This window comes from Peribacillus sp. NPDC097284, assembly GCF_044761765.1.
In the GTDB taxonomy this organism is placed as follows: Bacteria; Bacillota; Bacilli; order Bacillales; family DSM-1321; genus Peribacillus.
In genome coordinates this window covers 1,083,920-1,109,435 of the sequence record NZ_JBIWCZ010000001.1, presented here as the reverse complement: position 1 = coordinate 1,109,435, position 25,516 = coordinate 1,083,920, and the positions used below count along the sequence as shown (strand labels likewise).

At 40.8% G+C, this 25,516-nt stretch carries 29 protein-coding genes and 1 pseudogene; 22 read left to right on the top strand and 8 right to left on the bottom strand.

The genetic code is table 11. The annotated features are described in order from the left end of the window. Window positions 1-68 precede the first annotated feature (68 nt). Together ACIQXU_RS05525 and ACIQXU_RS05520 are read left to right on the top strand one after the other, a co-directional pair. On the top strand, window positions 69-302 hold the full coding sequence (locus ACIQXU_RS05525; protein ID WP_402987246.1) for a hypothetical protein: 234 nt from the start codon (window positions 69-71) through the stop codon (window positions 300-302). After that, complete coding sequence (locus tag ACIQXU_RS05520) at window positions 295-618, top strand: hypothetical protein (RefSeq protein ID WP_402987244.1); 324 nt, start codon at window positions 295-297, stop codon at window positions 616-618. Before ACIQXU_RS05525 ends, ACIQXU_RS05520 begins: the two co-directional genes overlap by 8 nt. Before the next feature lie 385 nt (window positions 619-1,003). Here the strand turns inward: ACIQXU_RS05520 and ACIQXU_RS05515 are convergent, their stop codons facing one another. Then, window positions 1,004-1,702 (bottom strand): hypothetical protein, encoded by a 699-nt coding sequence (locus ACIQXU_RS05515; RefSeq protein ID WP_402987242.1) that lies wholly within the window; start codon window positions 1,700-1,702, stop codon window positions 1,004-1,006. A gap of 271 nt (window positions 1,703-1,973) precedes the next feature. On the opposite strand from ACIQXU_RS05515, the gene ACIQXU_RS05510 reads away from it, so the two are divergent. From ACIQXU_RS05510 to ACIQXU_RS05500, 3 genes are all read left to right on the top strand, one after another. Continuing rightward, a complete protein-coding gene (locus ACIQXU_RS05510) occupies window positions 1,974-2,492 on the top strand; it encodes a GrpB family protein (RefSeq protein ID WP_402987240.1) in 519 nt (172 codons plus the stop codon). A gap of 30 nt (window positions 2,493-2,522) precedes the next feature. Continuing rightward, window positions 2,523-2,825: an ArsR/SmtB family transcription factor gene (locus tag ACIQXU_RS05505; RefSeq protein WP_402874996.1), complete on the top strand. Its 303-nt coding sequence runs from the start codon at window positions 2,523-2,525 to the stop codon at window positions 2,823-2,825. Window positions 2,826-2,922: 97 nt separating this feature from the next. Further along, window positions 2,923-3,936, top strand: a complete 1,014-nt coding sequence (locus tag ACIQXU_RS05500; protein ID WP_402987238.1) for an LLM class flavin-dependent oxidoreductase — start codon at window positions 2,923-2,925, stop codon at window positions 3,934-3,936. A 933-nt stretch (window positions 3,937-4,869) separates the two neighbouring features. Here the strand turns inward: ACIQXU_RS05500 and ACIQXU_RS05495 are convergent. Next, window positions 4,870-5,559, bottom strand: coding sequence for a type 1 glutamine amidotransferase domain-containing protein (locus ACIQXU_RS05495; protein ID WP_402987236.1), 690 nt, complete (start codon window positions 5,557-5,559; stop codon window positions 4,870-4,872). Window positions 5,560-5,633: 74 nt separating this feature from the next. On the opposite strand from ACIQXU_RS05495, the gene ACIQXU_RS05490 reads away from it, so the two are divergent. Further along, window positions 5,634-5,969 carry a MerR family transcriptional regulator gene (locus tag ACIQXU_RS05490; RefSeq protein ID WP_402987234.1) on the top strand — a complete coding sequence of 112 codons (336 nt, stop codon included), beginning with the start codon at window positions 5,634-5,636 and terminating at the stop codon, window positions 5,967-5,969. A gap of 62 nt (window positions 5,970-6,031) precedes the next feature. Here ACIQXU_RS05490 and ACIQXU_RS05485 read toward each other — a convergent pair whose 3' ends face one another. Beyond that, window positions 6,032-6,898: an SDR family oxidoreductase gene (locus tag ACIQXU_RS05485; protein ID WP_402987232.1), complete on the bottom strand. Its 867-nt coding sequence runs from the start codon at window positions 6,896-6,898 to the stop codon at window positions 6,032-6,034. A gap of 616 nt (window positions 6,899-7,514) precedes the next feature. Continuing rightward, window positions 7,515-8,066 carry a GNAT family N-acetyltransferase gene (locus tag ACIQXU_RS05480; protein WP_402987230.1) on the bottom strand — a complete coding sequence of 184 codons (552 nt, stop codon included), beginning with the start codon at window positions 8,064-8,066 and terminating at the stop codon, window positions 7,515-7,517. Between the two features lie 150 nt (window positions 8,067-8,216). Between ACIQXU_RS05480 and ACIQXU_RS05475 the strand changes: the two genes are divergently transcribed. Next, window positions 8,217-8,744, top strand: a complete 528-nt coding sequence (locus ACIQXU_RS05475) for an RNA polymerase sigma factor (protein ID WP_402987228.1) — start codon at window positions 8,217-8,219, stop codon at window positions 8,742-8,744. Beyond that, entirely contained in the window at window positions 8,734-10,320 is a 1,587-nt protein-coding gene (locus ACIQXU_RS05470; protein WP_402987226.1) for a DUF4179 domain-containing protein, read from the top strand. The genes ACIQXU_RS05475 and ACIQXU_RS05470 overlap by 11 nt, the downstream gene beginning before the upstream one ends. Before the next feature lie 139 nt (window positions 10,321-10,459). On the opposite strand, the gene ACIQXU_RS05465 is transcribed toward ACIQXU_RS05470, so the two are convergent. Together ACIQXU_RS05465 and ACIQXU_RS05460 are read right to left on the bottom strand one after the other, a co-directional pair. Beyond that, window positions 10,460-10,876, bottom strand: coding sequence for a hypothetical protein (locus ACIQXU_RS05465; RefSeq protein ID WP_402957202.1), 417 nt, complete (start codon window positions 10,874-10,876; stop codon window positions 10,460-10,462). A 223-nt stretch (window positions 10,877-11,099) separates the two neighbouring features. After that, a pseudogene (locus ACIQXU_RS05460) lies at window positions 11,100-11,360 on the bottom strand (hypothetical protein); the annotation flags it as partial. Here ACIQXU_RS05460 and ACIQXU_RS05455 point away from each other — a divergent pair. Both ACIQXU_RS05455 and ACIQXU_RS05450 read left to right on the top strand, forming a co-directional pair. Further along, complete coding sequence (locus ACIQXU_RS05455; RefSeq protein ID WP_402987417.1) at window positions 11,315-11,473, top strand: winged helix-turn-helix transcriptional regulator; 159 nt, start codon at window positions 11,315-11,317, stop codon at window positions 11,471-11,473. The pseudogene ACIQXU_RS05460 and the gene ACIQXU_RS05455 overlap by 46 nt on opposite strands. A 312-nt stretch (window positions 11,474-11,785) precedes the next feature. Then, the gene (locus tag ACIQXU_RS05450; protein WP_402987224.1) at window positions 11,786-12,886 is read left to right on the top strand and encodes a metallophosphoesterase; all 1,101 of its coding nucleotides are present in this window, start codon (window positions 11,786-11,788) and stop codon (window positions 12,884-12,886) included. Window positions 12,887-13,006: 120 nt separating this feature from the next. Here ACIQXU_RS05450 and ACIQXU_RS05445 read toward each other — a convergent pair whose 3' ends face one another. Then, window positions 13,007-13,567 (bottom strand): TetR/AcrR family transcriptional regulator, encoded by a 561-nt coding sequence (locus ACIQXU_RS05445; RefSeq protein WP_402987222.1) that lies wholly within the window; start codon window positions 13,565-13,567, stop codon window positions 13,007-13,009. A 150-nt stretch (window positions 13,568-13,717) separates the two neighbouring features. Between ACIQXU_RS05445 and ACIQXU_RS05440 the strand changes: the two genes are divergently transcribed. From ACIQXU_RS05440 to ACIQXU_RS05400, 9 genes are all read left to right on the top strand, one after another. Continuing rightward, window positions 13,718-14,476, top strand: coding sequence for an SDR family oxidoreductase (locus tag ACIQXU_RS05440; RefSeq protein WP_402873962.1), 759 nt, complete (start codon window positions 13,718-13,720; stop codon window positions 14,474-14,476). A gap of 218 nt (window positions 14,477-14,694) precedes the next feature. Beyond that, on the top strand, window positions 14,695-16,323 hold the full coding sequence (locus ACIQXU_RS05435; protein WP_402957212.1) for a spore germination protein: 1,629 nt from the start codon (window positions 14,695-14,697) through the stop codon (window positions 16,321-16,323). Further along, window positions 16,313-17,524 carry a Ger(x)C family spore germination protein gene (locus tag ACIQXU_RS05430; protein ID WP_402987220.1) on the top strand — a complete coding sequence of 404 codons (1,212 nt, stop codon included), beginning with the start codon at window positions 16,313-16,315 and terminating at the stop codon, window positions 17,522-17,524. The genes ACIQXU_RS05435 and ACIQXU_RS05430 overlap by 11 nt, the downstream gene beginning before the upstream one ends. A gap of 25 nt (window positions 17,525-17,549) precedes the next feature. Then, the gene (locus ACIQXU_RS05425) at window positions 17,550-18,662 is read left to right on the top strand and encodes a GerAB/ArcD/ProY family transporter (RefSeq protein ID WP_402987218.1); all 1,113 of its coding nucleotides are present in this window, start codon (window positions 17,550-17,552) and stop codon (window positions 18,660-18,662) included. 41 nt (window positions 18,663-18,703) lie between these two features. Further along, window positions 18,704-18,943: a YczF family membrane protein gene (locus tag ACIQXU_RS05420; RefSeq protein WP_402987216.1), complete on the top strand. Its 240-nt coding sequence runs from the start codon at window positions 18,704-18,706 to the stop codon at window positions 18,941-18,943. Window positions 18,944-19,109: 166 nt separating this feature from the next. Then, window positions 19,110-19,847 (top strand): alpha/beta fold hydrolase, encoded by a 738-nt coding sequence (locus ACIQXU_RS05415; protein ID WP_402987214.1) that lies wholly within the window; start codon window positions 19,110-19,112, stop codon window positions 19,845-19,847. A gap of 4 nt (window positions 19,848-19,851) precedes the next feature. Beyond that, complete coding sequence (locus ACIQXU_RS05410; protein ID WP_402987212.1) at window positions 19,852-21,084, top strand: MFS transporter; 1,233 nt, start codon at window positions 19,852-19,854, stop codon at window positions 21,082-21,084. Window positions 21,085-21,285: 201 nt separating this feature from the next. After that, a complete protein-coding gene (locus ACIQXU_RS05405) occupies window positions 21,286-21,774 on the top strand; it encodes a GNAT family N-acetyltransferase (protein ID WP_402987210.1) in 489 nt (162 codons plus the stop codon). A 24-nt stretch (window positions 21,775-21,798) separates the two neighbouring features. Next, window positions 21,799-22,284, top strand: a complete 486-nt coding sequence (locus ACIQXU_RS05400; protein ID WP_402873978.1) for a hypothetical protein — start codon at window positions 21,799-21,801, stop codon at window positions 22,282-22,284. Between the two features lie 221 nt (window positions 22,285-22,505). Here the strand turns inward: ACIQXU_RS05400 and ACIQXU_RS05395 are convergent, their stop codons facing one another. Then, window positions 22,506-22,661: a hypothetical protein gene (locus ACIQXU_RS05395; RefSeq protein WP_402987208.1), complete on the bottom strand. Its 156-nt coding sequence runs from the start codon at window positions 22,659-22,661 to the stop codon at window positions 22,506-22,508. Between the two features lie 193 nt (window positions 22,662-22,854). Here ACIQXU_RS05395 and ACIQXU_RS05390 point away from each other — a divergent pair, with 193 nt between their 5' ends. The 3 genes from ACIQXU_RS05390 (at window position 22,855) to ACIQXU_RS05380 (ending at window position 25,504) form a co-directional block, all read left to right on the top strand. Beyond that, window positions 22,855-23,205 carry an avidin-fold protein gene (locus ACIQXU_RS05390; protein ID WP_402873986.1) on the top strand — a complete coding sequence of 117 codons (351 nt, stop codon included), beginning with the start codon at window positions 22,855-22,857 and terminating at the stop codon, window positions 23,203-23,205. 447 nt (window positions 23,206-23,652) lie between these two features. Next, window positions 23,653-24,684, top strand: coding sequence for an ABC transporter substrate-binding protein (locus ACIQXU_RS05385; RefSeq protein ID WP_402987206.1), 1,032 nt, complete (start codon window positions 23,653-23,655; stop codon window positions 24,682-24,684). A gap of 13 nt (window positions 24,685-24,697) precedes the next feature. Further along, on the top strand, window positions 24,698-25,504 hold the full coding sequence (locus ACIQXU_RS05380) for an ABC transporter ATP-binding protein (RefSeq protein WP_402874284.1): 807 nt from the start codon (window positions 24,698-24,700) through the stop codon (window positions 25,502-25,504). The last annotated feature ends 12 nt before the right edge of the window (window positions 25,505-25,516 follow it).

The window sequence follows — 25,516 nt, the reverse complement described above, 5'->3', positions numbered from 1 at the left end:
TAGAAACTTTTTCATGTTCGAATCGTATATAATGGGGTCACAGATTGTGATGGATAGAGGAGGATTGGATGGTTTTTATAAGAAAACATGCATACGTGAGATTCATCCTGTTTTTCATTTCCATTTTTATTACTCATCTTTTTTTTGATTATAAAGAGGAGCAGGAATTCCATTGGATGGCAAACCTATCTGAATCGTTGTTTTTCGTTACATTTTGTACATTGATGAATTGGCTATGGGAAGATAACGGGCACAAGAAAGGGACCAAAGAAGACGAAGTAGGGGGAGGTACAAATGAGTGAGGGGATGGATTATCTTATCACCGGGATTTTGGTCATCGCATTCACATGCGGATTTGCCATGCAGCTTCAACAGTTATTACTGCTTAGAAAAAATAACGAAACGATACAAAAAAGGGTGTTATATGGATCTTATTTGCGTTGCATCGCTTACGCCGGGTTTTTATCGACCTATATCTTGAATATCCTGATAGGTGCACAGCTTGTCCCGAATGCGTTTTTTACAGAAAATAACACGAGTTTGGGGTGTATACTTTTTCTTGTGGTTTTAGTGTTTGCTACTTTGGTAGTGGGTCCTAATAAATCAGAGCGTATGTAGAAGGGGAAAAACTTACAATGATAGATGAACAGACCCTTTTCAGCTATCGCTACCCTGAAAAGGGTCAGAAATACATTGAATATGTTCAGTGTGTTCCGACATAGCAATACATTAGAGCAAAGATAGAAACAAATGTTAGGCCAATACCCAACACTGTTTGGTTATGAGTTCTTTTATCATTTTTTAAGTTTTTTAGAAATGCGGTGAAGTTTACAAACCATAAAACGCCTAATAACGGTATAACAAGTAAAATTATAATTAGCATAAATGAAGTCCGCTCCCTTACTGCTTTATGAATAATGGTAATATAGGGGTGTAAATAGCCTTAATAGAAACTTGAATCCGATTAAATGAATCGATTCAAGCCTATAGGATGTTTTGAAAGTCACCTCGAGTAAAGGTCCCAGATGATTTGCCTATCCTTCTTGTTGAAAAATTGGTCTACATCTTTTTCCGATGGCACTTGTCGAACCGCAAAAGGGATTTGCTTCTTTTGAATCATTTCATCTATCTTCTTGATCGTAGGAAGATTTCCTTCCAAAATGCCTTCCCACATATTGATTTTCTTCCCATCTTTAAAATGGAGGATATACCTACCATTAAAGTATCGTTGGTGAGGAGTCTTTGTGGTAGATGTAATGGAATAGTCGATGACAACGCCTTCTACATCCTCCCAGGAATACTCCGCTTCCTTTAAACTCCAGAACGATGCAAACTGAATCTTTTCGTCACTTACCACGAGGGCATGTGTCACGCCTAAATAAAGAAAGGGCAAAGAAATGAGGAGGGGCAATCCTGCTAATGTCATAATAAATTGAGCGCCCTTTTTGAATGACTGAAAGGATTTTTCGTGGATGCCTTGTTTAATCGTAAAATAGATTCCCCACGTGGTGAGGCCATATACGACTGCACATATGAAATATACCCAATAGGAACTAGCGGGCGTTCCGTAAAACAAGACATCTCCCGTATCATGTATCTGCCTGTTGATCCAATAGAAAAGAAAGAACCACAGTGAAGAAAATAGGATGAACAGTAAGGAAAAGCGCCACCACACTACTTTCTCGGATGTATTTTTTGCCACAATTACTCCCCCAGTCGATCGATTATGATTACTAAACTATATCACAAAAATGGTAAAAAGAACCATATCAGTTTGTGTGTATGATCAAGAAGTGGGGAGGATGGCACTTGGTTAATTCCTTATATTGGATAATAGAAAGGGTTTTTACCGGTCGGTCAAGAATATATAACATAAGAGTATAGTGCTAGTGTGAATGAATGAAGCGGAGCGAAAGAGGTGAGTGCGGTAATAAATCGTTTAAGAGAAATCGTGTAAGAAGAAGGTGGTTCGTATGAGGAAAGTGGAGGTTGTCTCTCATCAGGAGAAGTGGCCGCACATGTTTCAGGATGAATGCGAAAAGTTACTAAAGATCTTTGTGAACGATATTTTGAACATCCATCATATTGGGAGTACAGCTATCCCTACAATTCATGCCAAACCGGTCATCGATATGGTGGTTGAAGTGAAGTGGTTGAATCGAGTGGATGAGTATAATGCGGATATGGATAGGATCGGGTATGAAGCCATGGGTGAGTATGGAATCGCCCATCGACGTTTTTTCGTGAAAGGTGGGGACAAGAGGACTCATCATGTTCATGTCTTTCAACGGGGCAATGAAGAAATTACCCGTCACGTACGATTCAGGGATTATATGATTGCCCATCCAGAAGAAGCGCATAAGTACAGCCAACTCAAGAAAAGGTTAGCGAAGGTGTTCCCGAATGAGATGGCTGAATACATAGAAGGAAAGAACAAGTATATACAAGAGATCGATAAGCGGGCAAAAAAGTGGGCCAATCCGCCTGATTGACATATCTACTTAAATAGATATAATGAACCCATGGATCATTTACTCATTTTTAAAGCATTATCTAATGAAAAAAGACAGTTAATCTTACAGTGGTTAAAAAATCCTGAAGAAAACTTTATTCATCAACAACATGATGGACAGTTCAATGATGGCGTGTGCGTCGGGAGTATCCAGGAAAAATCGGGTCTCGCACAATCGGTCATCTCCAGTTACCTTGATATGATGCAAAAGGCAGGGCTCTTGGAATCCAAACGGATTGGTAAGTGGACCTATTATCGCCGTAATGAGCAAGTCATCAAGGAATTAGGGGAGTTCATCAAAAAAGAGTTATAGGTAGAATTTCGCGGAAACTCTGCCTATTTTTTTACCATATCATATCTACATATTTAGATATGTTGAAATGAAATTGTTGGAAGAAGGGATAACACACATGAAAAACACGAATAAACAACTTCAAGACCTTTCTTTATCCGTTTTGGATTTAGTGACGGTTTTACAAGGAAAAGTGCCTGCGGATTCCTTTCACAATGGACTTGATCTGGCTAGAAAAGTAGAGGACTTTGGCTACGAACGATATTGGTTGGCAGAGCACCATAATAGCCCAGGTGTCGCAAGTTCGGCCACTTCGCTATTAATCGGTTATATCGCCGGCGGTACAACCAAAATCAGAGTCGGTTCTGGAGGAATCATGCTACCGAACCATGTACCGCTAGTGGTCGCGGAACAATTCGGAACGCTGGAATCACTTTATCCGGGGAGAATTGATTTAGGCTTGGGACGAGCACCGGGAACGGATCAAATAACAGCACGGGCCCTACGACGGAATGTCGGTGGCTCCGGGGAAGACTTTCCTTCCAATATAGTCGAGCTGCAAAACTATTTAAGCACGAATAAATCCGGTCCAGTCCGGGCGTTTCCTGGAGAAGGCACGAATGTCCCTCTATGGATACTCGGATCGAGTCTATTCAGTGCAAGACTTGCCGGCATGATGGGCTTGCCATATGCGTTTGCTAGCCACTTTGCTCCATCGTATTTAAAGGACGCGCTAAAGCTCTATAAAGATTCCTTCCAACCATCTGAACAGTTAAAGGAACCCTATGCAATCGCCTGCGTGAATGTAGTGGCAGCCGATACTACTGAAGAAGCCGAACGCTTAGCAACATCCCTGAAATTGTTCTTCCTAAACGTGATCAGGGGAGGGCAGGAACTGCTGAAACCGCCTGTCGATAACCTGGATACGTACTGGAGTCCATACGAAAAAGCCGCCGTCAATCAGATGCTGGAGTACACATTCATCGGTGATTCCACTAGAATCAGCCATGAACTACAAGCATTTCTTGATGAAACGCAAGTGGACGAGATCATGGTCTGCTCACATATTTACGATCACGAAGCACGTGTTCGTTCGTACGAAATCATGTCGCAAATCGTTAAAACTAAATGACGACCTACCCCCGGGTGCATCTGCATCCGGGGGTTTTTCTGTGTTGTTTGGTAGTGGCGGCGTTTGACCGATAAATAGTGGGATTTGACCGATAAACCACGGATATTGACAGATAAATGCTGCAACTTGACCGATAAACCATCGAAATGGGCCGATATGAAGAAGGATTCTCGAAAAATAGCAAAAAACTCATCAACAAAAGAGACCTAAACTTTGTTGATGAGTCCGATATCGCCGAAAACCCCTCATAATGCGTAATAATCACTGAAAATGCACCTTTTATTATATTAATATAGTAAAAATAACGAACGTATTAAATTTATGGTCGTTATTAAGAACAAAAATAAAAAGTATAGATGCATAAACATGCATAAAATCAACCAAGCTGTTTTCTTTGTTTCAGTTATCAGACTAGTACAGTGTTTGGGTAAATACCGAATTAGGTAAAAAAGGTACTACTTGTCCATTTCTTGTGTAAATACCAAAGGCGAGCATTAGCCTTCATTTTGGTCGTATTTTATATAATTTAATTAAACTTACAAAAATAACCATATTTATCATACTATAAATATGAGTGCAATATCTCGAAGATTTTCGAAAAAAGTCATGTTTGTTAATATGGAGTAGTGTGTGTGCTTTAATAGTAGGGCTGAGTTGAGTTCAAACAAAATAGCATGTATCCCGCCCTAAGGAGAACTACTTAAAAGGCGTTCAAGCTCTTAAAAACGAAGGATTTATTTAGAAGGTAAATGTAATTTAATTTGGACAAACAACCTTGAACAAGCAATCTCTACATCCAATAAAAAAAGAAGAAGCAACCGTGTTCCATCTGGTTACTTCTTCTTTTATAGAAAATGCGAATACATCTATGTCAGTTGTCAGAATAGTGGCTGACACAGGGACGTGATGCAGTTGGATTTGAATACCCTACTATTATTGTGCGGATTTTAATAGTTCTATGACCTTTTTCGCAACGGCCGCGCCTGATGCTGGATTTTGTCCAGTGACAACGCGATTATCAGCTACAGCAAATGCTGCCCAGTCATCACCCTTCACGTAATTGGCTCCTCTATTGACAAGCTCATCTTCTGTTAAGAATGGAACCGCTTTGTCTAGTCCAAGTGCGATTTCTTCCGTATTTGCAAAGCCTGCAACCTTTTTGTCAGCAATTAAATAGTTACCTGCCGCATTTTTAATATTTAATAAGCCTACAGAACCATGGCATACAGCTGAGACGATCCCGCCATTCTCATGGATTGCACTAGCGATACTTTGTAACTTTTCATCTTCAGGGAAATCCCACATTACCCCGTGCCCACCTGTATAATAAATGGCATCATAATCTTTAGGATTAATCTCATCTGCCGATAAAGTAGTGCCTAGTTTCGTTAAGAATTCATTGTTTGAATAATAGTTCCAATCCAATTCAGTCATTTGATCGGCTTCCAAGCTGTGTGGATCAATCGGTGTAAACCCACCTTTAGGACTAACGTAATCGATTTTATAGCCTTCTTTTTCTACCTCGTCCACGAAGTGAACGGCTTCTCCCAACCATAATCCTGTTGCACGTTCCTGATTTGGATATTTAGAAACATTAGTGACTACTACTAAGATATTTTTCATTATACATTCTCCTTTTTGTTTGATAGTATTTACCTTAAAGGTTAAACCATACTTTAAGTCAAGGAGGAAGCATTTTGTATTCCATTCAAGAAGCTAGCCGGTTAGCTCAGGTTCCTTCAAGCACTATTCGATATTATGAAAAGATAAACGTACTTCCTCCTATTAAAAGAAATAAACAAGGCCATCGTACATTCGATGATAAAGACATAGAAATCCTTAATTTAATAAGGTGTTTCCGAAATCTAGGCATGTCGATTGAAGAGATACGAGTCAGCATGTCATCCATACAATTAGAACATGAAGATATAAACACTAAAGAAATTTTGTTTCAGCATAAGAAAAAATTAGAGGAGCAAATTGGTATTTTGAATGCTTACATTCGTGAAATCGAGAAAAAAATAGTTAATTAAAAGTGCTCCTTGAAAAAACGACCGAAGGCTTTGTGCCCCGGTCGTTTTTAAATCTTGGTGGATTAAGATGACATCGTAATTCCGCCATTGATATGAATGCATTGTCCTGTAATGTAGGCACCTTCATTCGATGCGAGTAATACATAAGCTCCGGCGTGGTCGGCTGGTTGACCTGGTCGGCCGAGTGGTGCCTCGGTGCCGAATTCAGCTACGGATTTTTCATCGAATGTGGCAGGAATTAGTGGTGTCCAGATTGGGCCTGGCGCTACCATGTTGACACGGATTCCTTTGCTTGCCACATTCTGTGCGAGGCTTCGAGTGAATCCAACGATTGCACCTTTTGTCGCAGTATAATCCATCAATGTCGCGTGTCCTCTATAAGGGTTGATGGATGTCGTGTTGATGACTGAATTCCCTTGTTTCATGTGTGGAACCGCATATTTGCTCATATAAAATACGGAGTAGATATTGGTGCGGAACGTTTTGTCCCATTGCTCGCCCGTAATATCTTCGATTTTCTCGGTCGGATATTGCACGGCTGCATTGTTCACGAGGATATCCAACTTTCCGAATTCATCCAATGTTTTCTGGACTAATTCCTTACAATTCGATTCCACAGAAACATCAGCAGGAAGTAGGAGGCATCGTACGCCTTCAGCTTCGATCAGCTTTTTCGTTTCTTCTGCATCGCTGTGTTCGTCCAAATAATTCACGACCACATGGGCGCCTTCTTTTGCGTACGCGATGGCGACCGCACGTCCGATGCCGCTATCTCCACCTGTAATCAAGGCGACTTGATCTTTTAACTTACCGCTTCCTATGTAGTCCGTTGGCTGAACCGGAAGTGGATTCATCTCTGATTCAATCCCAGGCTGTTTGGACTGTGTTTGTCCCGGTTGTCCGTTTTTTTGCTGTTCATAGATATTCAAAAAAATCTCCTCCTCCAAAATAGTAATCTACTAATACTTTAGCCACCATGGAGGGCGGTTAAACATATAATTCCCAACGGATTAACAGGAAAACGGTTACAAATATCATTGCTGTTTTTTCCTTCTATATAGGGGACGATAAACAAAAAAATGCTTCGATTCCCTGTCTGTCCCCTGTTATATGACAAGGGTTTAAAGGGTAATGCGTTATTGAGAACGGAAATATACTCCTTTCTCCCATTTCCAGCTGTTTTTCCAGTTCATTAAAGAAAGTGGAAGAAAGCCGATTGAAGGCTTTTCTCCACTATACTCCCTGAAAAATCATGAAGAGAATGAAAACTACGTTCACGGCTATCAATATCTTACCAAAGGGATTTTTTATGGCCAAAATAGAAAATACAAGCGCTGCCAAGAAAGATCCAATAGCGAGCTTTGGTGGGAAATAGGCAAAATCTAATAGACTTACCATAGGAAAATATAAAAGGAACATACTAACCAAAATAAAAATCATCGAAAAAAGCAAGGCCATCGACAGATAAATAAAAGTCCTGATTTTCCTCATGTGTCGTTTCTCACTCGTACTATTCACCATTTTCCCCTCCTGATATAACGTGATTTACACCCTCTTCTTCTCCCACTCTTCGGCCAACATCCCATACACGATATGATCCACATAATGGTCATATAACCATTCGGCTTGTCTGATACAGCCTTCATTTACGTACCCCAATCGTTCGGGAATGCTTCTGCTTTTTTTATTGGCGACTGCTGCCCTGATTTCCACCTTATTCAGGTGCAACTCGTTGAAAGCATAGTCAGTCAATGCCTTGGCCACTTTGGTCATCACTCCATTTCCTTGAAATTCTTCTCCCAGCCAATATCCGATATAGGCTGTTTTGTTTGCCCAGTTCAGCTGGTTGTACCCGGCTACCCCGGCAATTTCCCCCTGATATAAAATGACCGTTGTCATGCTCGCATTATCAGCAAACCCGTTCAAGCAGTGTTGAATATAGGATATTGTATCCTCAATCTTGGTTGTCCTGTCCAACCATGGCAGCCATTCTCGTAAATAATTTCTTGATAGGTCCGTTAGCTGGAAAATTTTCTTGGCATCCTTCATTTCTAGCATCTTCAAAGAAACTTCTTCATCAATCTTATGTATAAACATCTCTTTACCTCCTACTTATTTCCTTATTATTGAACTATTTTACTATAAAATGGAGGCAAGGTTGAAAGAAATTTATGAATGAGGGAACTTTATCCATATTTAGATGCTCTACTTATAAAAGGGGAAATTGGAAAGGAGAGACTAGCATTTGTGATCACATCGATTTCGGAAAATAAGGTATTGGAGAAAATTAAGAAACAAGATATGAGCGCTGTGATAGATTGGTTTACTACTAGACAATCAAAGTTTTATAAACTGGGGTGGTCGTATCTGAAGAACCATCAGGATGTGGAGAATGTTTTTCACAATACAATCATGAAGGTGCATGCCAAGATCGGCCAGTTGAAGGAAGACCGATCGTTTGAATCATGGGTCACTTCGATATTCATCAATGAGTGCCGGGCCATTTACCGGAAAAGGAAGCCTAGTGAAATGGAATTCTCACAAGATATGGGGGCGGCTTCTCACTTTCAGGATGAGTTGGAAATATTGGATGACCTGGACCGCCTGGATGAAAAGTATCGGGAAATGATCATGTTACGGTACCTTCAAGGCTATTCGCAAAAGGAAATCGCCACCATTTTTAAACTACCGGTCGGGACCGTTAAATCCAGGATATATAGAGGACTTTTGATGCTGAGAAAAATAATCGAAGGCGGTGACGGAGATGAAGTGTAAAGACGTACAAGCCGATTTACTGGATTATCTGGAAGGCGTTCTAGATGAGATGAGAACAAAAGAGATAGAAGAACACATACAGGAATGTGAAGGCTGCCGAATGGAAATGAACGGGTTGAAACAGGTGATTGCGAGCCTTGAGTCAGGAAATGATCGCATAGTAGTTCCGGAGGATTTCATGACTGGGGTTCGTGCTAGGGTTTCCACCACGCAAAAAGGCAGGCGCACGTTTATACCCAACCATCGACTTCGGGTGATGATGGGGATGGCCGCCGCGTTATTCTTACTGGTATTCATGGGGACGGCGGTAGCGACGAATGGCTTTGGAAGTGTGATGGATTGGTGGAAGGATTCAACCAACAAGCAAACTGAGCAGGTGGAAAGCTATATCGAGCAGGGGCTTGGAGAGAAGTTGAACCTTGTGGCTGAAAGTAATGGAGTGAAGGTGACCATTACGAATGTGGTGGCCGATGACATCCAGACGCTGATTTATTATGAAGTGGAAGATAGAAAGAAGGAGAACAAATATGGCATCAATTTCACTGAAGGGATGAAAATCGCTAATCAAGATCGAGATTGGGACAAGGAAGATGATTCTACGTTTTCACCCATCAATAGTAGTTTGGCCCTCTATTCGGAAAAGGATTATGTGTATAAAGGCGAGCTTGGCGCGTTACCGATGTCCGCTGACGAAGGAACGATTCAAGTGGAGCTTACTAAGCTGGAGAAGATGATAAATTCACCAGACGGAGAAGTTTCTCAAGGCATTCCTAATGGAAGTGGGGACTTCTTTGAAGGAAAATGGCAGTTTGACATTCCTGTGAAGAAACACCCGGCCCTTGTGTATAAGATTAAAAAGGGAACGAAGATCGAAGAAAATCCGGTTATAGTTGATAAAGTGACGATCGCCCCGACGGCGACAATCTTATCCTATCGCTATCGGAACGATAATGATGAGAAAAACATGGAGTACCTTCAAATGGCCAGTATTGAAAGTAACGGAGCGTTTGTTTATCCAGTAATGGGTAGCGGTGGTGGGGGTGGGAGCATAGATGGCTGGGAATCAACGGATGCTACTTTTGAATCCCTCTATTTCGATCATCCAAAGGAAATCCGCGTTCATATGGGTCCCGCTTCTTTTTTTGTTGAAGATTCAGCCCGGTTCGCAATTGACCCTTCAAAAGAACTTCCACAAACAATTGAATATCTAGGGAATGACATTTCCATCGATTCAATAAAGGTCGGAAAGCCTACTGAAGTCGTGATGACCGAAGAACTTCAACCCAAGCGGAAATACGAAACGCTCCATTATCATTTCTATGATAAAGATGGGCAAGGGTCATCAGGCGATATCAGGGATGGCTACTACAGAGATAAAGAGGGGCAAACATATAAAGCGAGTGAGAATTTCCACCGGATAAATGAATGGGAGCAACCGAGATTCTTCTCGACCGATCATCAGATTGAGCTATCAACGGATGATGAAAAGGAACCTTTTGTCCCCATCGGGATAGAAATTGAGGGATATTCCATCACGACCTTTTACGACCAAGTGATTGAGATTCCGTTGGAGTGAAGTCGCAAGTGAAAGTCTGATACGCTGTCAAATCGTATCAGACTTTTATATTTACAGATTTCCCTTTTATATTATGGCTATGTTAAAGTTATTGTTTGATTTAAAAAAGCACATAAAAACCTTTAATAAAGACATTGATTTATTCTTCGACCAAAGCTCTGTTAGTGAAGTAAGAAATAACGAAGCCAACTAATCCAAGTAATGTTTGGATGATGCTTAATATCAGAAATTGTCCTGTTGGTAAGTACCATTCTCCCACCAACCTAGTTGATATAATCGTACAGAAGAAAAGCAAAGCACCCATAGTTAAGGTCATTATAAATATTATTTTTTCTTTCTTTATAAATCCCCAAATGGAAGCAAAGGCATTTCCCATTCCAAAAATAATCATTCCAAATGAAGCTAGGCTCGCCCAACTATTAAATGGCAATTTACCTATCCACTCAGGTGGGAATGTTTCGAAAACTCCTCTTCCTAAAAGCATTGACACACCCATATAAAAAGCTCCTAAAGACAACAATAAATTGTAAAAATTCAAAATGTTTTTTAGTAACATACTTTTAATCCCCTTTCATTCCCACTTTAAATTATCATTCGCTTGGTGAATACTAATACCATACATTAAATCTCCAAAATTTCCCACCGAAACTTATCAATGATTATCAAAAAAGAGAACCCGTTACTTTAAGCGAGGTACCCTTTATGTATCTACCACAGCTTTAGCTTAAAATTAAACCGGTTGAAGATCGCTTCAAATTTTATAAATAATATAGGCTGTGTTAAAGTTCTTGGTTGATTTTGAAAAACTCATAATCATTTGTTGTTTCCTGTTTATAATTTATGACATAGGGGTAAGTCACTAGCCTAAATACCTTTTCACCCGGTAGAGAAATCGGATTACCAAACGGCATTTGGGTAATTAATTTCCAGTTGGTTGGTATATTCCATTCTCCTTTCACTTCGTCATGAATTAGTGGATTATAATGTTGTAAAGATGCCCCTAATCCTGCTTCTTTTAAAGCTGTCCATATTAAAGCTTGAGGACCAAGATATAATCAAAAGGGTTGTGTACCCACAAGTCCCACCGAAAGTAGAGTATTCACTCACTGAATATGGTAAAACGCTTGAGCCCGTTATGAAGTTTTTTGCATGAATGGGGAGTTAATCATCTTAAACACCTTGATGAAGTCAAAGATTGACTATTACTTGAGGGCCATCTAAATAAGTAATGTACTATAGAAAACTCATGACAATTGGTATGGGTTTTCTACTTTGAATCTTTAATAATGAGATTTCATCTCACCAAGCATACGCTTCTCGCAATCTAGTTAAAACATTTAAAAGGAATTTTGTAGCCATTTGATGTATGATTCTTACAATTATAATGAAATCGGAAATTAGCTCATTTGCAGAGATAATAAAAGAAAAAAAGGAGATTGAAAAATAGAACGTTAGGAGAATTCATATGCTCATCCTTATTCTGATCATCGCCTTGCTGCTTTATGGCGGTCTTGTCTATTATATCGGATGGCGGGGATATCGCTGGCTCCGCCCGGAATCATCAAGCCGGCGTTTCAAGATACTTTATAGCCTCGTCCTCGTGCTGGCAGCCAGTTCGCTTATTGTCGGCCGCATGTCTGGGCTCACCTTCATAAATATTGTGGGTGCTTATTGGATGGCATGCTTTTATTTGCTGTTACTGCTCGTTCCCCTTGCCCATATTACGGTTATCCTCTTGCGCCTCACTCGGCTACCAAGGCACATAACACATAAATGGGCGGGCATCGTCACGATAGGCTTGGTTGTTTTTTTTCTAATATACGGGACATATAACGCATACAGCCCCGTTGTTCGCAACTATGATATCAAGATGGAAAAAGGCTCCTTGACTCTTGATAGCCTTCATATTGCGATGGCTGCAGATACACACTTTGGTCTGCTGTCAGGTAAAAATCACGCGGAGCGTTTGGTTAAGGAAATGAACGCGCTCCACCCAGATATCATCCTGTTGCCAGGCGATCTCTTCGATGATGATATTCAGCCTTTCCTTGATCAAAAAATCGATCAGACATTATCCAAGCTCCATGCCTCGTACGGAGTCTATGCATCGCTTGGAAATCACGATAGGCATGATGGTACGATAAAGGAACTAATCGAAGCTTTGGAACAGGGCGGAATCACTATCCTCTATGATGAGATCGTAGACGTTCAAGGGCAATTCACGCTCGTCGGGCGCAAAGACCGAATCGATCACGACAGGCGACCATTAGACTCACTGATGAATGGTGTGAACCTTACAAGACCTACTATATTACTGGACCATCAACCATATGAACTTGATAAAGCACAGCAGGCAGGCGTTGACTTGATGCTGTCAGGTCATACCCATGGCGGGCAGGTCTTCCCAGGCAACCTCATTACTGATGCCATTTATGAAAATGATCGGGGCTACTTGCAAAAGGGACAGATGCATTCGATTGTAACGTCCGGTTTTGGTTTTTGGGGTCCGCCTATCCGGATTGGTACACGCTCCGAAGTCGTTTCGATTCAAATCCAGTTCGAATAGGATAATTTCAGCAACGGCAAATCTTGTTTTTTAGCAAAAGAAACCCAGTAACTGAATTCATGGTTACTGGGTTTTCTATTGTGTGAAATCATCTCGTAAAGTTACAGGTAATTCTTCCATTTATCGATTATTCTTGTTCATACGAAGTAATTGTTCGCTTAAATATTCAGGTGTTTCCTTGAACCCCCTGGAAACCCATTCGATGACCATCCCCAAGATGGCGTTGGCCTGATAACTTGCCGTATAATCCGAATGAAAGTCATCTGGATGGAGGATGTTTTCCTCGATGGAATCCTTTAAATAAACGCGGATGATGTCAAATAACGTATAGTAATACATCAGTGGCGCCTTTCTGTTGAAAACAATGGAATAAAAGGTATCGAACGTCTTTACATGATGAAAGATACGGACCATATGTGGTTCTAAATTCGCAATATGATTGTTTGTTAAATGAAAGGGCTCATAATAGGCTTTCTTCAAATCAATCGTGATTTCTTCAAAGTACATTTCAAACAACTCCGGTACATCCTGAAAATGTAAATAAAATGTCCCCCGGTTCACGTTTGCTTCTCTGCAAAGTTCCGCAATCGAGATCTTTTCCAATGGTTTTTCCTCAAGTAAGGTCAATAAGGCCGTTTGCAAATTCTTCTTTGTTTTGATCACCCGTAAATCTTTTTTCATTGTTTTCTCCTTTAACGGACACATCATCCTAAATATGTCTATTTATGAACACATCGCACTATTTTTGTCGATTGTACATTTTATTTCTTTTCATTATAATTTTTATTGAACAAGTGTTCAATAAAAATGGTGTGTAAGGGGGAGTATTTAATGAAATTACAAGATAAAGTAGCAATCGTCACAGGTGCAGCGTCAGGTATGGGGAAAGCCATTGCGGAAGGTTATGCAACTGAAGGGGCGAAAGTAGTGGTTTCGGATATGAACTTAGAAGGTGCAAAAGCTGTTGCTGAAGCGATCGTGGCAGAAGGCGGAACGGCATTCGCTATCGATACGAATGTAACGAAGGCTGAAGATTTAGAGCGCTTATTCGATGAAACGGTAAAAACATACGGCAAACTGGATATTTTAGTGAATAATGCTGGCATCATGGACGGCATGGAGCCTGTCAACGAAATTTCAGATGACCGTTGGGATATGATCTTTGCCGTAAACACGACAGCTGTCATGAAATCCATGCGCATCGCGACGAAACTATTCCTAGAGCAAGGACATGGTGTCATCGTGAATAACATTTCTGCGGGCGGCCTACATGGCGGACGTGCAGGTGCAGCTTACACAGCTTCTAAACATGCGGTGGTCGGTTTAACTAAAAACACGGCATTCATGTTCGCTGACAAAAACATTCGTTGCAATGGCATCGCTCCAGGTGCTGTCTTGACGAACATCACTTCATCGATGACTAGCGTTTCTGAAGTGGGTGTAGCTCGCCAAGGGTTAGGAATGGCCCTTAACCCGCGTGTCGGCCAAGCAGAAGAGATTGCTAAATTGGCTATCTTCTTAGGATCTGAAGATGCTAGCTTCATCAATGGACAAGTCGTTACAGCTGATGGCGGTTGGACAACTTATTAATCCAAACCTTATATTGAAGATTTTAATTTGATACGGTATACCTAAAAGCACCTCAAAACCTAGCGGTTTTGAGGTGCTTTTTTATTTCATAAATAGTAAATAGGGTTGAATTCCCATGGGTAGCGGGAGACAAAAGTTTGTCCTTCTTACCGGGGAGAGCCTTGCATAAATGGGTACATTCACGAACAGAATAGGAAAAGAAAAGGAAGGTCGGTGCCATGTTTTCATTTATAAAAGGAAAGCCTGATTCGGGAAATGATGAAAAGAATAACGGTCAAGATCCTTCTAGTGCTAAATTAAAAGACTATTTGGAGATGACATTGAAAGCGAATCTTGAAGTTTTGAAGAAGAAAACGGGGAACAGTTCGGATATCGTGATTCGATCATTATCTGAAAAAAATTTCAAGGTGAAAATTGCCATTGTATATATTAAAGGTTTAATTGACACTCAAACTTTACATGATTTCTTAATAGAGTCCATTCTTAATAATCCTGTGTTACACGAAAAGTCCATTCCTAAAGAGGCTTTACAGTTTATTGGCGAAGAGGTTATTGCTCTTGGAGAGATTAAAGAAGTTGTTGATTGGGATTCTTTATTCACGGACCTGATGTCAGGCAACACCATCATTTTTATAGATGGGGTAAGGGAAGCTCTCAGTGCCAGCACGCAGGGTGGAGAGAGACGTTCCATTCAGGAATCGACTACAAGTATTGCTATTCGTGGTTCAAAAGAGTCCTTTACGGAATCCATTGAGACTAATATAGCAATGGTTCGTAGAATAATTAATACTCCAGATTTGTGGAGTGAGTCCATGAAGATAGGTAAAACAACGAAAACGGATGTATCGTTATTGTACATAAATGGTATTGCAAAAAAGGAAATCATTGAAGAAGTGCGTACCCGATTAAAAAGGATTAACATCGATGGCATTCTTGAATCTGGATATATCGAACAGTTAATTGAAGATGAGACAAAAACGACGTTTCCGACCATCAACCATACAGACCGGCCAGATAAGATTGCAGGTAATCTACTTGAAGGGAAAATTGCCATATTTGTTAATGGGACGCCCTTCGTATTGCTTGTTCCCGCCTTATTTAATGATTTTTTTCAATCTGTTGAAGATTATTATGAACGGTTTGACATTTCTACGGCGATTCGCTTTTTACGTATCGCCATCTTCTTTATTTCTCTTGTAGGACCAGCAGTCTATATCGCTGCTACCACCTCCCATCAGGAGATGCTTCCAACAAAGTTGGTCATAATCATTGCGGCACAACGTGAATCGGTCCCATTTCCGGCATTTCTCGAAGCGCTCATCATGGAAATAACCTTTGAAATTTTAAGAGAAGCAGGCCTACGCATGCCTAAAGCGATAGGTTCGACTATATCTATCGTAGGGGCGCTTGTCATTGGGCAGGCAGCTGTACAGGCAGGCATAGTCTCACCGGCAATGGTCATTGTCGTTTCAATAACAGCCATTGCCAGCTTCGCAACACCTTCGTATGAAGTGGCTATATCTGCACGTATGATCAGATTTGTATACATGTTAAGTGCCGCGGTATTCGGTTTCTATGGAATCACCCTTGCCTTTATCGTCCTAATTGTTCACTTATGCAGCCTGCGCTCATTCGGTGTCCCTTATATGTCTCCGTTGGCCCCATTCATAAAGGATGAAGTCGGAGATACGATTTTCCGTAGGCCACTTTGGGCTTACAAAAAGAAACCAAGATTAATGAGCGAATCTACTAATACTGGACAAGGTGAAACTCAGAAACCTAAGCCCCCAGGACCTCGCAACATGGTGAATTCTACCGTAAGAAAAGGTGGTCGCAATGAACCATAAATCGATTTTTCTTTATATGATGATGATAATCCCCATTTTCCTATCAGGGTGTTGGAACCAGAAGGAGTTAAACGACCTAGCCATCATTTCTGCTATGGCGATTGATAAGAATGATGATGGAACCTATACCAAGACGATACAAATAATCAATCCAGGTAACGTAGCAGGAGGGCTCCAGGGCGGTGGGGGCGGACAAAGTCCTGCTGTTTCCGTATACAGTGCTAAGGGGCATAGTACGCTGGAGGCTCATTTCAACGCAACATCGAAAGTCTCTCGTAGGCTCTATCATGCTCATGCAAATCTACTAGTCATCAGTGAAGAACTGGCAAAGGAAGAAGGAATTTCAACCATTTTAGATGCTTTTGAAAGGGATCCAGAAATCAGGGCCACATTAAAACTTGTGATTGCCCATGATACAAAAGCGGGGGATTTGCTTAAAACGTTGACGGCCATAGATAAAATTCCTGCAGAGAAAGTGAACGGCACATTAAAAATTACTGAATTAACAAAAGGAGAGCATTTGGAGGTTTCCATTCAGGAATTCATTTCTGTACTTACTGCCGATGGAAGGGAACCGGTCCTCAGCGGCTTTCGAATGAAAGGGAAGGTCAAACAGGGCAAAGATATGACGAATGTTCAAAAGTCGGAGCTCGATACAACACTGGAAGCGCACGGGCTAGCCATTTTTAGAGACGGGAAGTTAATTGATTGGTATCAGGGCGAAACCTCCCGAGGTGTTGTTTGGATACTGGACAGAATTAAAGAAACCGATGTTGAACTGGATTGGAGAGGGAATAAAAATAGCCTTGTCTATAATGTTATCCGTCAAAAAGTTAAAGTCATTGCTGACACGAAGAAGGACCTCCCTGTCATTACGGTACGAATCCGGGCGGAAGGGGATATTCGCGAAGTAAGGACACCCATCAATCTAAATGATCCTTCTATAATTTTGGAATTGGAAAAAGTAGTGAGAAAAGAAATCAAAAAGGAGCTAGAAAAGACAGTTAAGAAGACTCAACTAAATAAAACGGATATTTTCGGATTTGGCGAAGTGGTTCATCGGTCCGACCCAAAGCAATGGGAAGGTATGAAAAGTGAGTGGAATGAAGCTTACTTCCCGAAATTGACCGTAAAGGTTGAGGTAGAAGCTTTTATCAGGCGGAGTGGGTTAAGAAAAAATTCGTATCTTTCAGATATGTAAAGTCTAAAATGGGATGTGAATTTTATTGGAAAAGGCAAAGATCAGTACACATCAGCTGTTCGTGCTTATTGTCTTGTTTGAACTTGGCAGTGCGATATTGGTCCCCCTCGCGGTTGAAGCGAAACAGAATGCTTGGCTGGCTATACTAATTGGACTGTCAGGCGGGTTATGCTTATTTTTGATATATTATGCTCTTTTTTCGTACTATCCAGATATTCCTTTGACCGAATATCTGCAAAAAATACTAGGTAGCTTTGTAGGGAAAATATTAGCTTTCCTTTACATCCTTTACTTTATTTATATTTCGGCTAGAGTCCTGAGGGATTTTGGGGAACTTTTGATCACGGTCTTCTTTCCAGAAAGTCCATTATTTATTATGAATGCACTGATGATCATAGTCGTCGTGTATACAATTAGAAAAGGGATCGAGGTCCTGGCCCGAACTGGAGAATTGATTTTTATTATTATCGCTTTACTCGGCATCAGCGGCTTCATACTAATTAGTATTTCTGGAAGTATGCATATTTCTAACTTGCAACCTGTATTGGAAGAAGGATTAAGGCCAGTCCTAAAAACCGCTTTTACTACTCTATACTTTCCATTCGGTGAAATTATTGTATTCACCATGATTTTTCCCTTTTTGAACAAGCCCGAAAAGGTGATGAAAACAGGATTATACGGACTAGGGTTAAGTGGCATGATTCTGGCACTGATCATGACAATAAATATCAGTGTACTCGGTGTGAGTCTACTTTCACGCACGCAGTTTCCCCTTCTTTCTACTATCCAGACCATAGAGCTAGCTGGGTTTTTAGAAAGATTGGATGTTACTTTTATGCTATCCTCCGTTTTTGCAGGCTTCTTTAAGCTAGGTGTTTTTTTCTATGCATCTGTGGAAGGTACCACTAATTTGTTCCAGATCAAAGAATCTTCTGTATTGGTTTATCCAATGGGGTTCAGCGTCTTACTACTATCGATATTAATTGCCAGCAACTTTTCAGAACATGTATATAAAGGACTAGAGGTTGCTCCTTTGTATATCCATCTTCCTTTTCAGTTGGTTATACCTCTTTTCCTTCTGCTCATTGCTTTTATCAAGAATAGGAAAGGGAAGGATGAAGGAATGAATGTGAACTGATAAATCGGTGGGACCAAAATCTATGGGGAGCGTGTTAAGGCTTGAAAGTATTAGGAATCTCTATTTTGATATTTGTATGCTTGATTTTGTTTTCGTTAGGAATAGATATGCTCATAGGCTTTGATGTGCCCACTTCCATTATAGACACGTTTAATCCTTTTCTTGTCATGGAGGTAGAGGAAGTGGTTCTTTTCTTTCTTTTTATTATCTATATAGTTTGCATTTCTACTCTAGCCATTTATCGTAACCGTAAAAAGAAGCAAGGAACAACAAAAGATTAAATACAAAAAACATAGCGCAAAACTCTTGGCTTTAATGATTAAGGACTTTGGGAGGCGTGATTATAGGGGTTTGCTACCCAACCCCTTTTATCTGAATATTATGTAAAAATATGTATGATTAATAGTATAATAAATGAAAACTTATAGAATGATTGGAGAGATGGGGATGATCTTACATACAAGCATTTCAGGAGAAGGGTTCCCGCTTGTATTGATTCATTCAGGCGGTATGACGGGATTAACGGAGTATGAAGAACAAAGCGATTATTTTTCAGAGAGGAATCTTAAAGTGATTCGTCCTGATTTAAGGGGGCATGGTCAATCGGAGGGTCCGATTGATCATTATTTCAGTCATTGCGCAGACGACATCCATGACACATTGAAGGCATTGCGGATTGAAAAGTGCCATATTGCCGGAGTTTCCCTTGGGGGCATAGCCGCTTTATTGTTTGCTAAGAAATATCCCGGGCAAGTGTCATCCTTAACCTTCTCCGGAATTTTCCCCATTGAGCCGGATAATTGGAAGGAACTTTCCAAACAGGAAGCAGAGCATCACGAACAACTATTTGAAAATGAAGAAGTGGTTTCGATTTTGGATGGAATGCATGGAAACAATGACTGGAAAGCGTTACTCCGCTCTTTTCAAGGAGACGATTTTTATCCGTTCGACGAAACGGGAGATGTTTCTAACCTTGCTGTTCCAGTTTTGTGTATGGTCGGCGAAGCAGAGAAAAACGAAATTTCAGCGGCCGTAACCTATAAGCAATTGAATTCGGATATCCACGTTTCCATCATTCCATTCGCGGGACATTTGGTGCACAGAGACCAGCCCGAATTATATTCACGAACACTACATACTTTTATAGAGTCACTGGATAACAATTCTTCGATAGTAAAGGGGTGAGTGAATGAAGAGTTGGAAGAACCCCATTCTATTACTATCAGGAATAGGGGTTTCGTATCTAGGAAACTGGATTTACTTAATTGCCCTTAATGTTTCCATCTTGAACTTGACCGGTTCAGCGGCAGCGGTGGCTGGACTGTATATGATCAGGCCATTAGCGACATTGATCACGAATACCTGGTCGGGGAGTGTCATTGATCGGGTCAATAAACGCCGGTTGATGATGTCCATTGATGTCGTAAGAGGGATCTTGATATTCTTGATTCCTTTTATCGGGTCATTATGGTCTATCTATGCGGTGCTACTATTAATCAATATTGTGGGCGCCTTTTTTGGCCCAAGTTCATCGGTCTACATAACGAAGCTCGTTCCTCTTGAACAGCGAAAACGTTTTAACTCCATCATGAGTTTGACCAGTTCAGGTGCGTTCTTATTGGGACCCGCCATTTCAGGAATCCTCATTATGTCGGTAGGGACCGATTTATGTATTGTGATCAATGCGATTACATTTTTCGTTTGTGCAGGTTTCATCTATTTTCTTCCGGATGTGGACGAAGATTTAGGTGATGTAGGAAGAGCCCCAGTTTCCTTGAAAACGCTCCTGAGCGATTGGAAAGCGGTCAGGGAATTCACGAAGGTGGCCAAGTTCTTCATAACGGTATACATCTTGTTTCAAGGGGGCGTGCTCATCGGTTATGCCTTGGATTCACAAGAAGTCACCTTCATTAAACAGCATTTGGAATTGACGGATAAAGAGTATGGCTTCATTACAAGTCTCACGGGTGCCGGGGCATTGGGAGGTGCGGCTGTTGCGGCTGCGGTATCCAAGAAACTGCCACTTCGATACTTTGTAGGAGGGGGATTGTTCCTATCAACAATCGGATACCTGTTATTTTATGCATCCGTGGACTTTATAACGGCGACGTCAGCCTTCGTGTTTTTAGGTTTCGTCATGTCCTTTGCGAACGCGGGATACGCCACCTTTTTCCAAAACAATGTACCGGTTGCTATTATGGGGAGATTTGGCAGCATGGCAGAAATGGTTCAAGGCATCGTACAAATTGTTTTGACGTTGTTACTCGGGTTAATGGCCGACTGGTTTTCGTTGCAAATGGTTTGTATCGGCTTTTGCCTATTAGGAATTGTGCTGGCCGGGGCCCTTTGCCTGACCATATTCATCCCTTCTAAAGCACAATATTTTGAAGAAAAGGAAGAAATAACGACGAGGAATCTATGACTCTAGGATAGGGAAATCTTCTTCAAAACAAAAATAGCTGTTTGCCGAAACTTCAAGTTCATTAAGTCATAGAGTGGAAGATGCCAATTGTTAAAGATATTAGGATACGTTTAGGCAAATGTAGTTCCATATCCGTAACCTCCTTTGAGTCATTTTACATGAAAATCCGGTAGGGACCAAGTAAAAACAGGGAGTCGGTATATGCTGAAGATCAGAAAAGCAACAAGTGAGGATATGGAGTCAGTGTATCTGATGGGGTACGATGTTTGGGGAGAAAAGATGCCTTCTGACGAATATATAACGATGTGTAACCAATCTAGTAAGTACAAGAAGGGCACATGGTATGTTTTAGAAAATCCAGAAACAAAAGAGGTAATAAGTTCTCTTATCGTATACGAACTACCTTCATCAGAAGGTAGAACCAGTAGAGGAATTGGATCAATTGCCACCCCCTTTACCCTAAGGAAAAGAGGCTATGCGTCTGCCCTGATTCAACAAGTCATACAGGAGTTAGAGCGAAATGAAAAGTGTACGGATTTTTTCCTGTATAGCGATATCGGAATGGAATTCTATAACAAGTTGAAATTTATTGAGTTGCCACCTGCTAAGCAAAAATATAAGGATAGCATATGTATGTACTACTCAAAAGAAAATGATAGAGATCCTTTTGAAATCCCGGATTACTTTTAAAAAACAATTTAAGGAGGAGGTTATATGAATAATAAGAAAAGGTATATGATAGCTTCGGTGTTCTTGACGATTCTCATTGTCTTCATATGGGCGAATCCCTTTAAAAAGGAGATTTGGGATACGAATGCAAAGCTGCTCGAAGATAAGATCCTGACGATGGAGATACCGGACGAACCTGTGAATTTGACGGAGTTTACTCCATTTGAATGGGATAAAGTCTATTCATTTCCCGCGTATTATACAAAAGAAGATGTGTATGAGACGGTCGGATATAAGTGGGATAGAATTAAGGAAACGGTCAACGAGGGCATGAATCAAATCGTGTTCATGAAAGAGGGGGAAGTCGTTTGTTACATATATGGCTACCCAAGCAATAATAAATTCGGCATTTCCTTTAATCACGGAGAGTATAGTTATGGCGATACCGTATTATATGCAAAGGATAACGAAGTATTTACGGTGGTTAAAAAAGAAGACGTAACCTATTTGAACTTTGAGGGTGAAGAGTGAGTGAACCATCGGGGTCGCTTACATTCCGCCAATTTTTTAATCTTGGCTATGTATGAGATAGTTTGACATTTTCAAGAAATGAGTAACTTTAAAAAAGTTACCCATCCAACTAGTTAAGCTTTATTCTTATATGTATTTGCTAACTTCATAGTGAAAAATTGAGGAATTAAATTCAAAAGAGCAACAAATAAGAGAAAAGAAATCAAACATTCGAACATCATTTACTGCTTACTTTTCCAATCATCATAAAAATCTTTAAGTGTTGAATGGATGGCATGTAGGGCAATCAAGATTAAGTAGAGCATCATGACCGTAGCAATTTCCCCTGTAAAAAAAGCAATAATGGCGATACCCACTATCCAAAAGTAAAACATCATTTTAAAACCTCTTTCTAGTCTATATAACCAAATTTTAACACAATGCTAGAGGGGATAGATGGGCTTGTAAGGAAATGAACGTTGATTAAACAATTTTATATCGATATAAATATTGGTTGATTAGGAGAACGAAAAATTATTTGGGTCTGGCAGTACACAGGTCAAGAGGACAAACTAAAAGGAGCCTTTATCTATGATTAATTACGATGGACGTACTTTTGTATCGACTGATAATACAGCAAACGGAGAGGTTTCTTCAAAAACCATTTTTGACTATCATCAAGAAGGGAATATTCTTTTCGCCACCTATAGCGGAGGGGACATCCTAAAAGGGACCATGATCGGAATTGTACAGGAAAATGGCTGCATCCAGTTTAGGTATAACCATGTAAATGTTCAGCAGGAGATCAGAGGCGGGCAATGCTTTTCCACACCTGAGTTCCTATCTGATGGGAGAATCCGATTGCAGGAAAAGTGGAAGTGGTCAGATCGTGATCAGAGTGAGGGGGAATCGATTGTTGAAGAAGTGACCTGCCCACAGTGATTCCTGTTGGTGAATGAATGCTGCACCATTCTGTATCCTGTCTAATCTAAATTAAATAGCGAATTATCTTTACATAAAATGGGTAAAAAGAAAGAACTTTCAGAAAATGATTGACATTTTTTGAAAAAGTAAATATATTAAACCTATAAACTTTATTGGAATTAAATGAATTGGCTTACTGGTTAACCGGAGGCCCCTACGTTCACCACATGGTGAAAATGGGGGCCTCTTTTGTTTAAGAAAGGGGGGATTTACGTTTCAGATATATACATATTGATCCAATGCAAGGAGCTCTAATGGGAAGAATCTTCAAAGGGATGTTCATGTGGTCCCTGAATCATAATTGAATAGTGTGGCTGACTAGACTTCTGGAGGCCTTCGTTTAATTGGAAAATTAATCGAGGGTCTTTTGTGTTTAAGAGCCCCGTAAATAAAGGAGAGTAAAAAATGAAAATGACTCGACAGGCCTTATTTTTAGTATGGATTGGTGCATTACTTGTGATAGTTGGTTGTTCTTCAGGGAAAGCAGTGGAGAAAAACCAGGATGGCTATGAAAAAGTGGAACTGAAGTATCAGGGATATGCTGGATCGGTACTCTATCCAGAACTGGCGGAGGATTTAGGTTATTTAGATCCGATTAAGTTAGATTGGGTGGGAAATGTGAATGGCGGACCTCAGGATATTCAAACGGCCGCGACGGGTCAAACGGATTTCGGTGGTGCCTTTAATGGAGCCATCATCAAATTGAAATCAAGCGGCGCCCCCATTAAATCGGTCATTGGTTATTATGGGAGTGATGAAGACACCTTCGTCGGCTTTTATACATTAGAAGGCAGCCCGATAAAAGATGCACGTGATTTAATCGGTAAAAAAGTCGGGGTAAATACGCTTGGAGCCCATCTTGAATTGGTTCTAAAGGAATATTTAAAGAAAAATGGCCTCACGGATGATGAAATCAAACAGGTTACGTTAGTGGTGGTGCCAACGGGGAATGGTGAACAAACATTACGCCAAAAGCAAATCGATGTCGTGGCTTTAAATGGAGCGGCACGTGACAGGGCACTGGATAATGGAGGCATCAGTAAATTATTTAGTGATTATGATCTATTTGGAACCTTTACGGCAGGAAGTTATGTCTTTACGGATAAGTTCATAAAGGAAAACCCGAATACCGTGAAAAAATTTGTGGAAGCAACTGCAAAAGCGATTGAATGGTCACGTACAACACCTCGTGAAGAAGTGATTGCCCGCTTTGAATCGATCATAGAGAAACGAGGTAGAAAAGAAGATTCGGAAACGGTTCAATATTGGAAAAGTCCGGGCGTAGCCGCAAAAGGTGGCTATATAAAAGAATCCGAATTCCAAGTATGGACGGATTGGCTAGAAGCCAACGGGGAAATCAAAAAGGGCCAAGTGAAGTTGGATGACTTATATACGAATGAATATAATCCATATACGAAAGAGCTTGAAACTAAATGAATGGGGTGTGGATATGGCGGATAAAATTCGATTTGATCAAGTGACAAAGGTGTTTACTGTACGGGATACCGAAAAGGGAAAAGGCTCGAAGAAGGAGTTCACGGCGGTAAGGGATTTGAACTTCTCCGTGAAAGATGGTGAATTTTTAACGCTGGTCGGTCCAAGTGGGTGCGGGAAATCCACGTTGTTGGATCTGCTCGGTGGTTTAACGAAACCGACTTCAGGCCGTATCCTCCTTGATGGAAAGGAAATTACGGGACCTGGATTGGACCGCGGAATCGTGTTTCAGCAATATGCTTTGTTTCCTTGGAAGACAGCGCGAGGCAATGTTGATTTTGGTCTCGAAGCTAAGGGAGTTCCGAAGAAAGAACGACATGAACGGACGCAATATTACTTATCTTTGGTCGGGTTGGAGGGGTTTGAAGATCGTTTTCCTCATGAATTGTCAGGTGGGATGAAGCAGCGCGTCGCCATCGCTAGGAGTCTAGCTTATAATCCGGATGTGCTACTGATGGATGAGCCGTTTGCCGCATTGGATGCGCAGACGCGAGAAACCTTGCAGAGTGAATTGGTACGGATTTGGGAGAAGACCAAGAAAACGATCATCTTCATCACGCATGGCATCGATGAAGCTGTGTACTTAGGGCAGCGAGTCGCAGTAATGTCCACAAATCCAGGAACGGTCAAGTACATGGTGGATATCCCCTTGGATTCACGTTTGAACGAAGTGGACATTCGATCACATGAAGACTTTGTAAAAGCACGACATCATATATGGAGCCTTCTTCATGAAAAGGTCTATCAAGCGGCTTCCATTTAATTCATAAAAAAA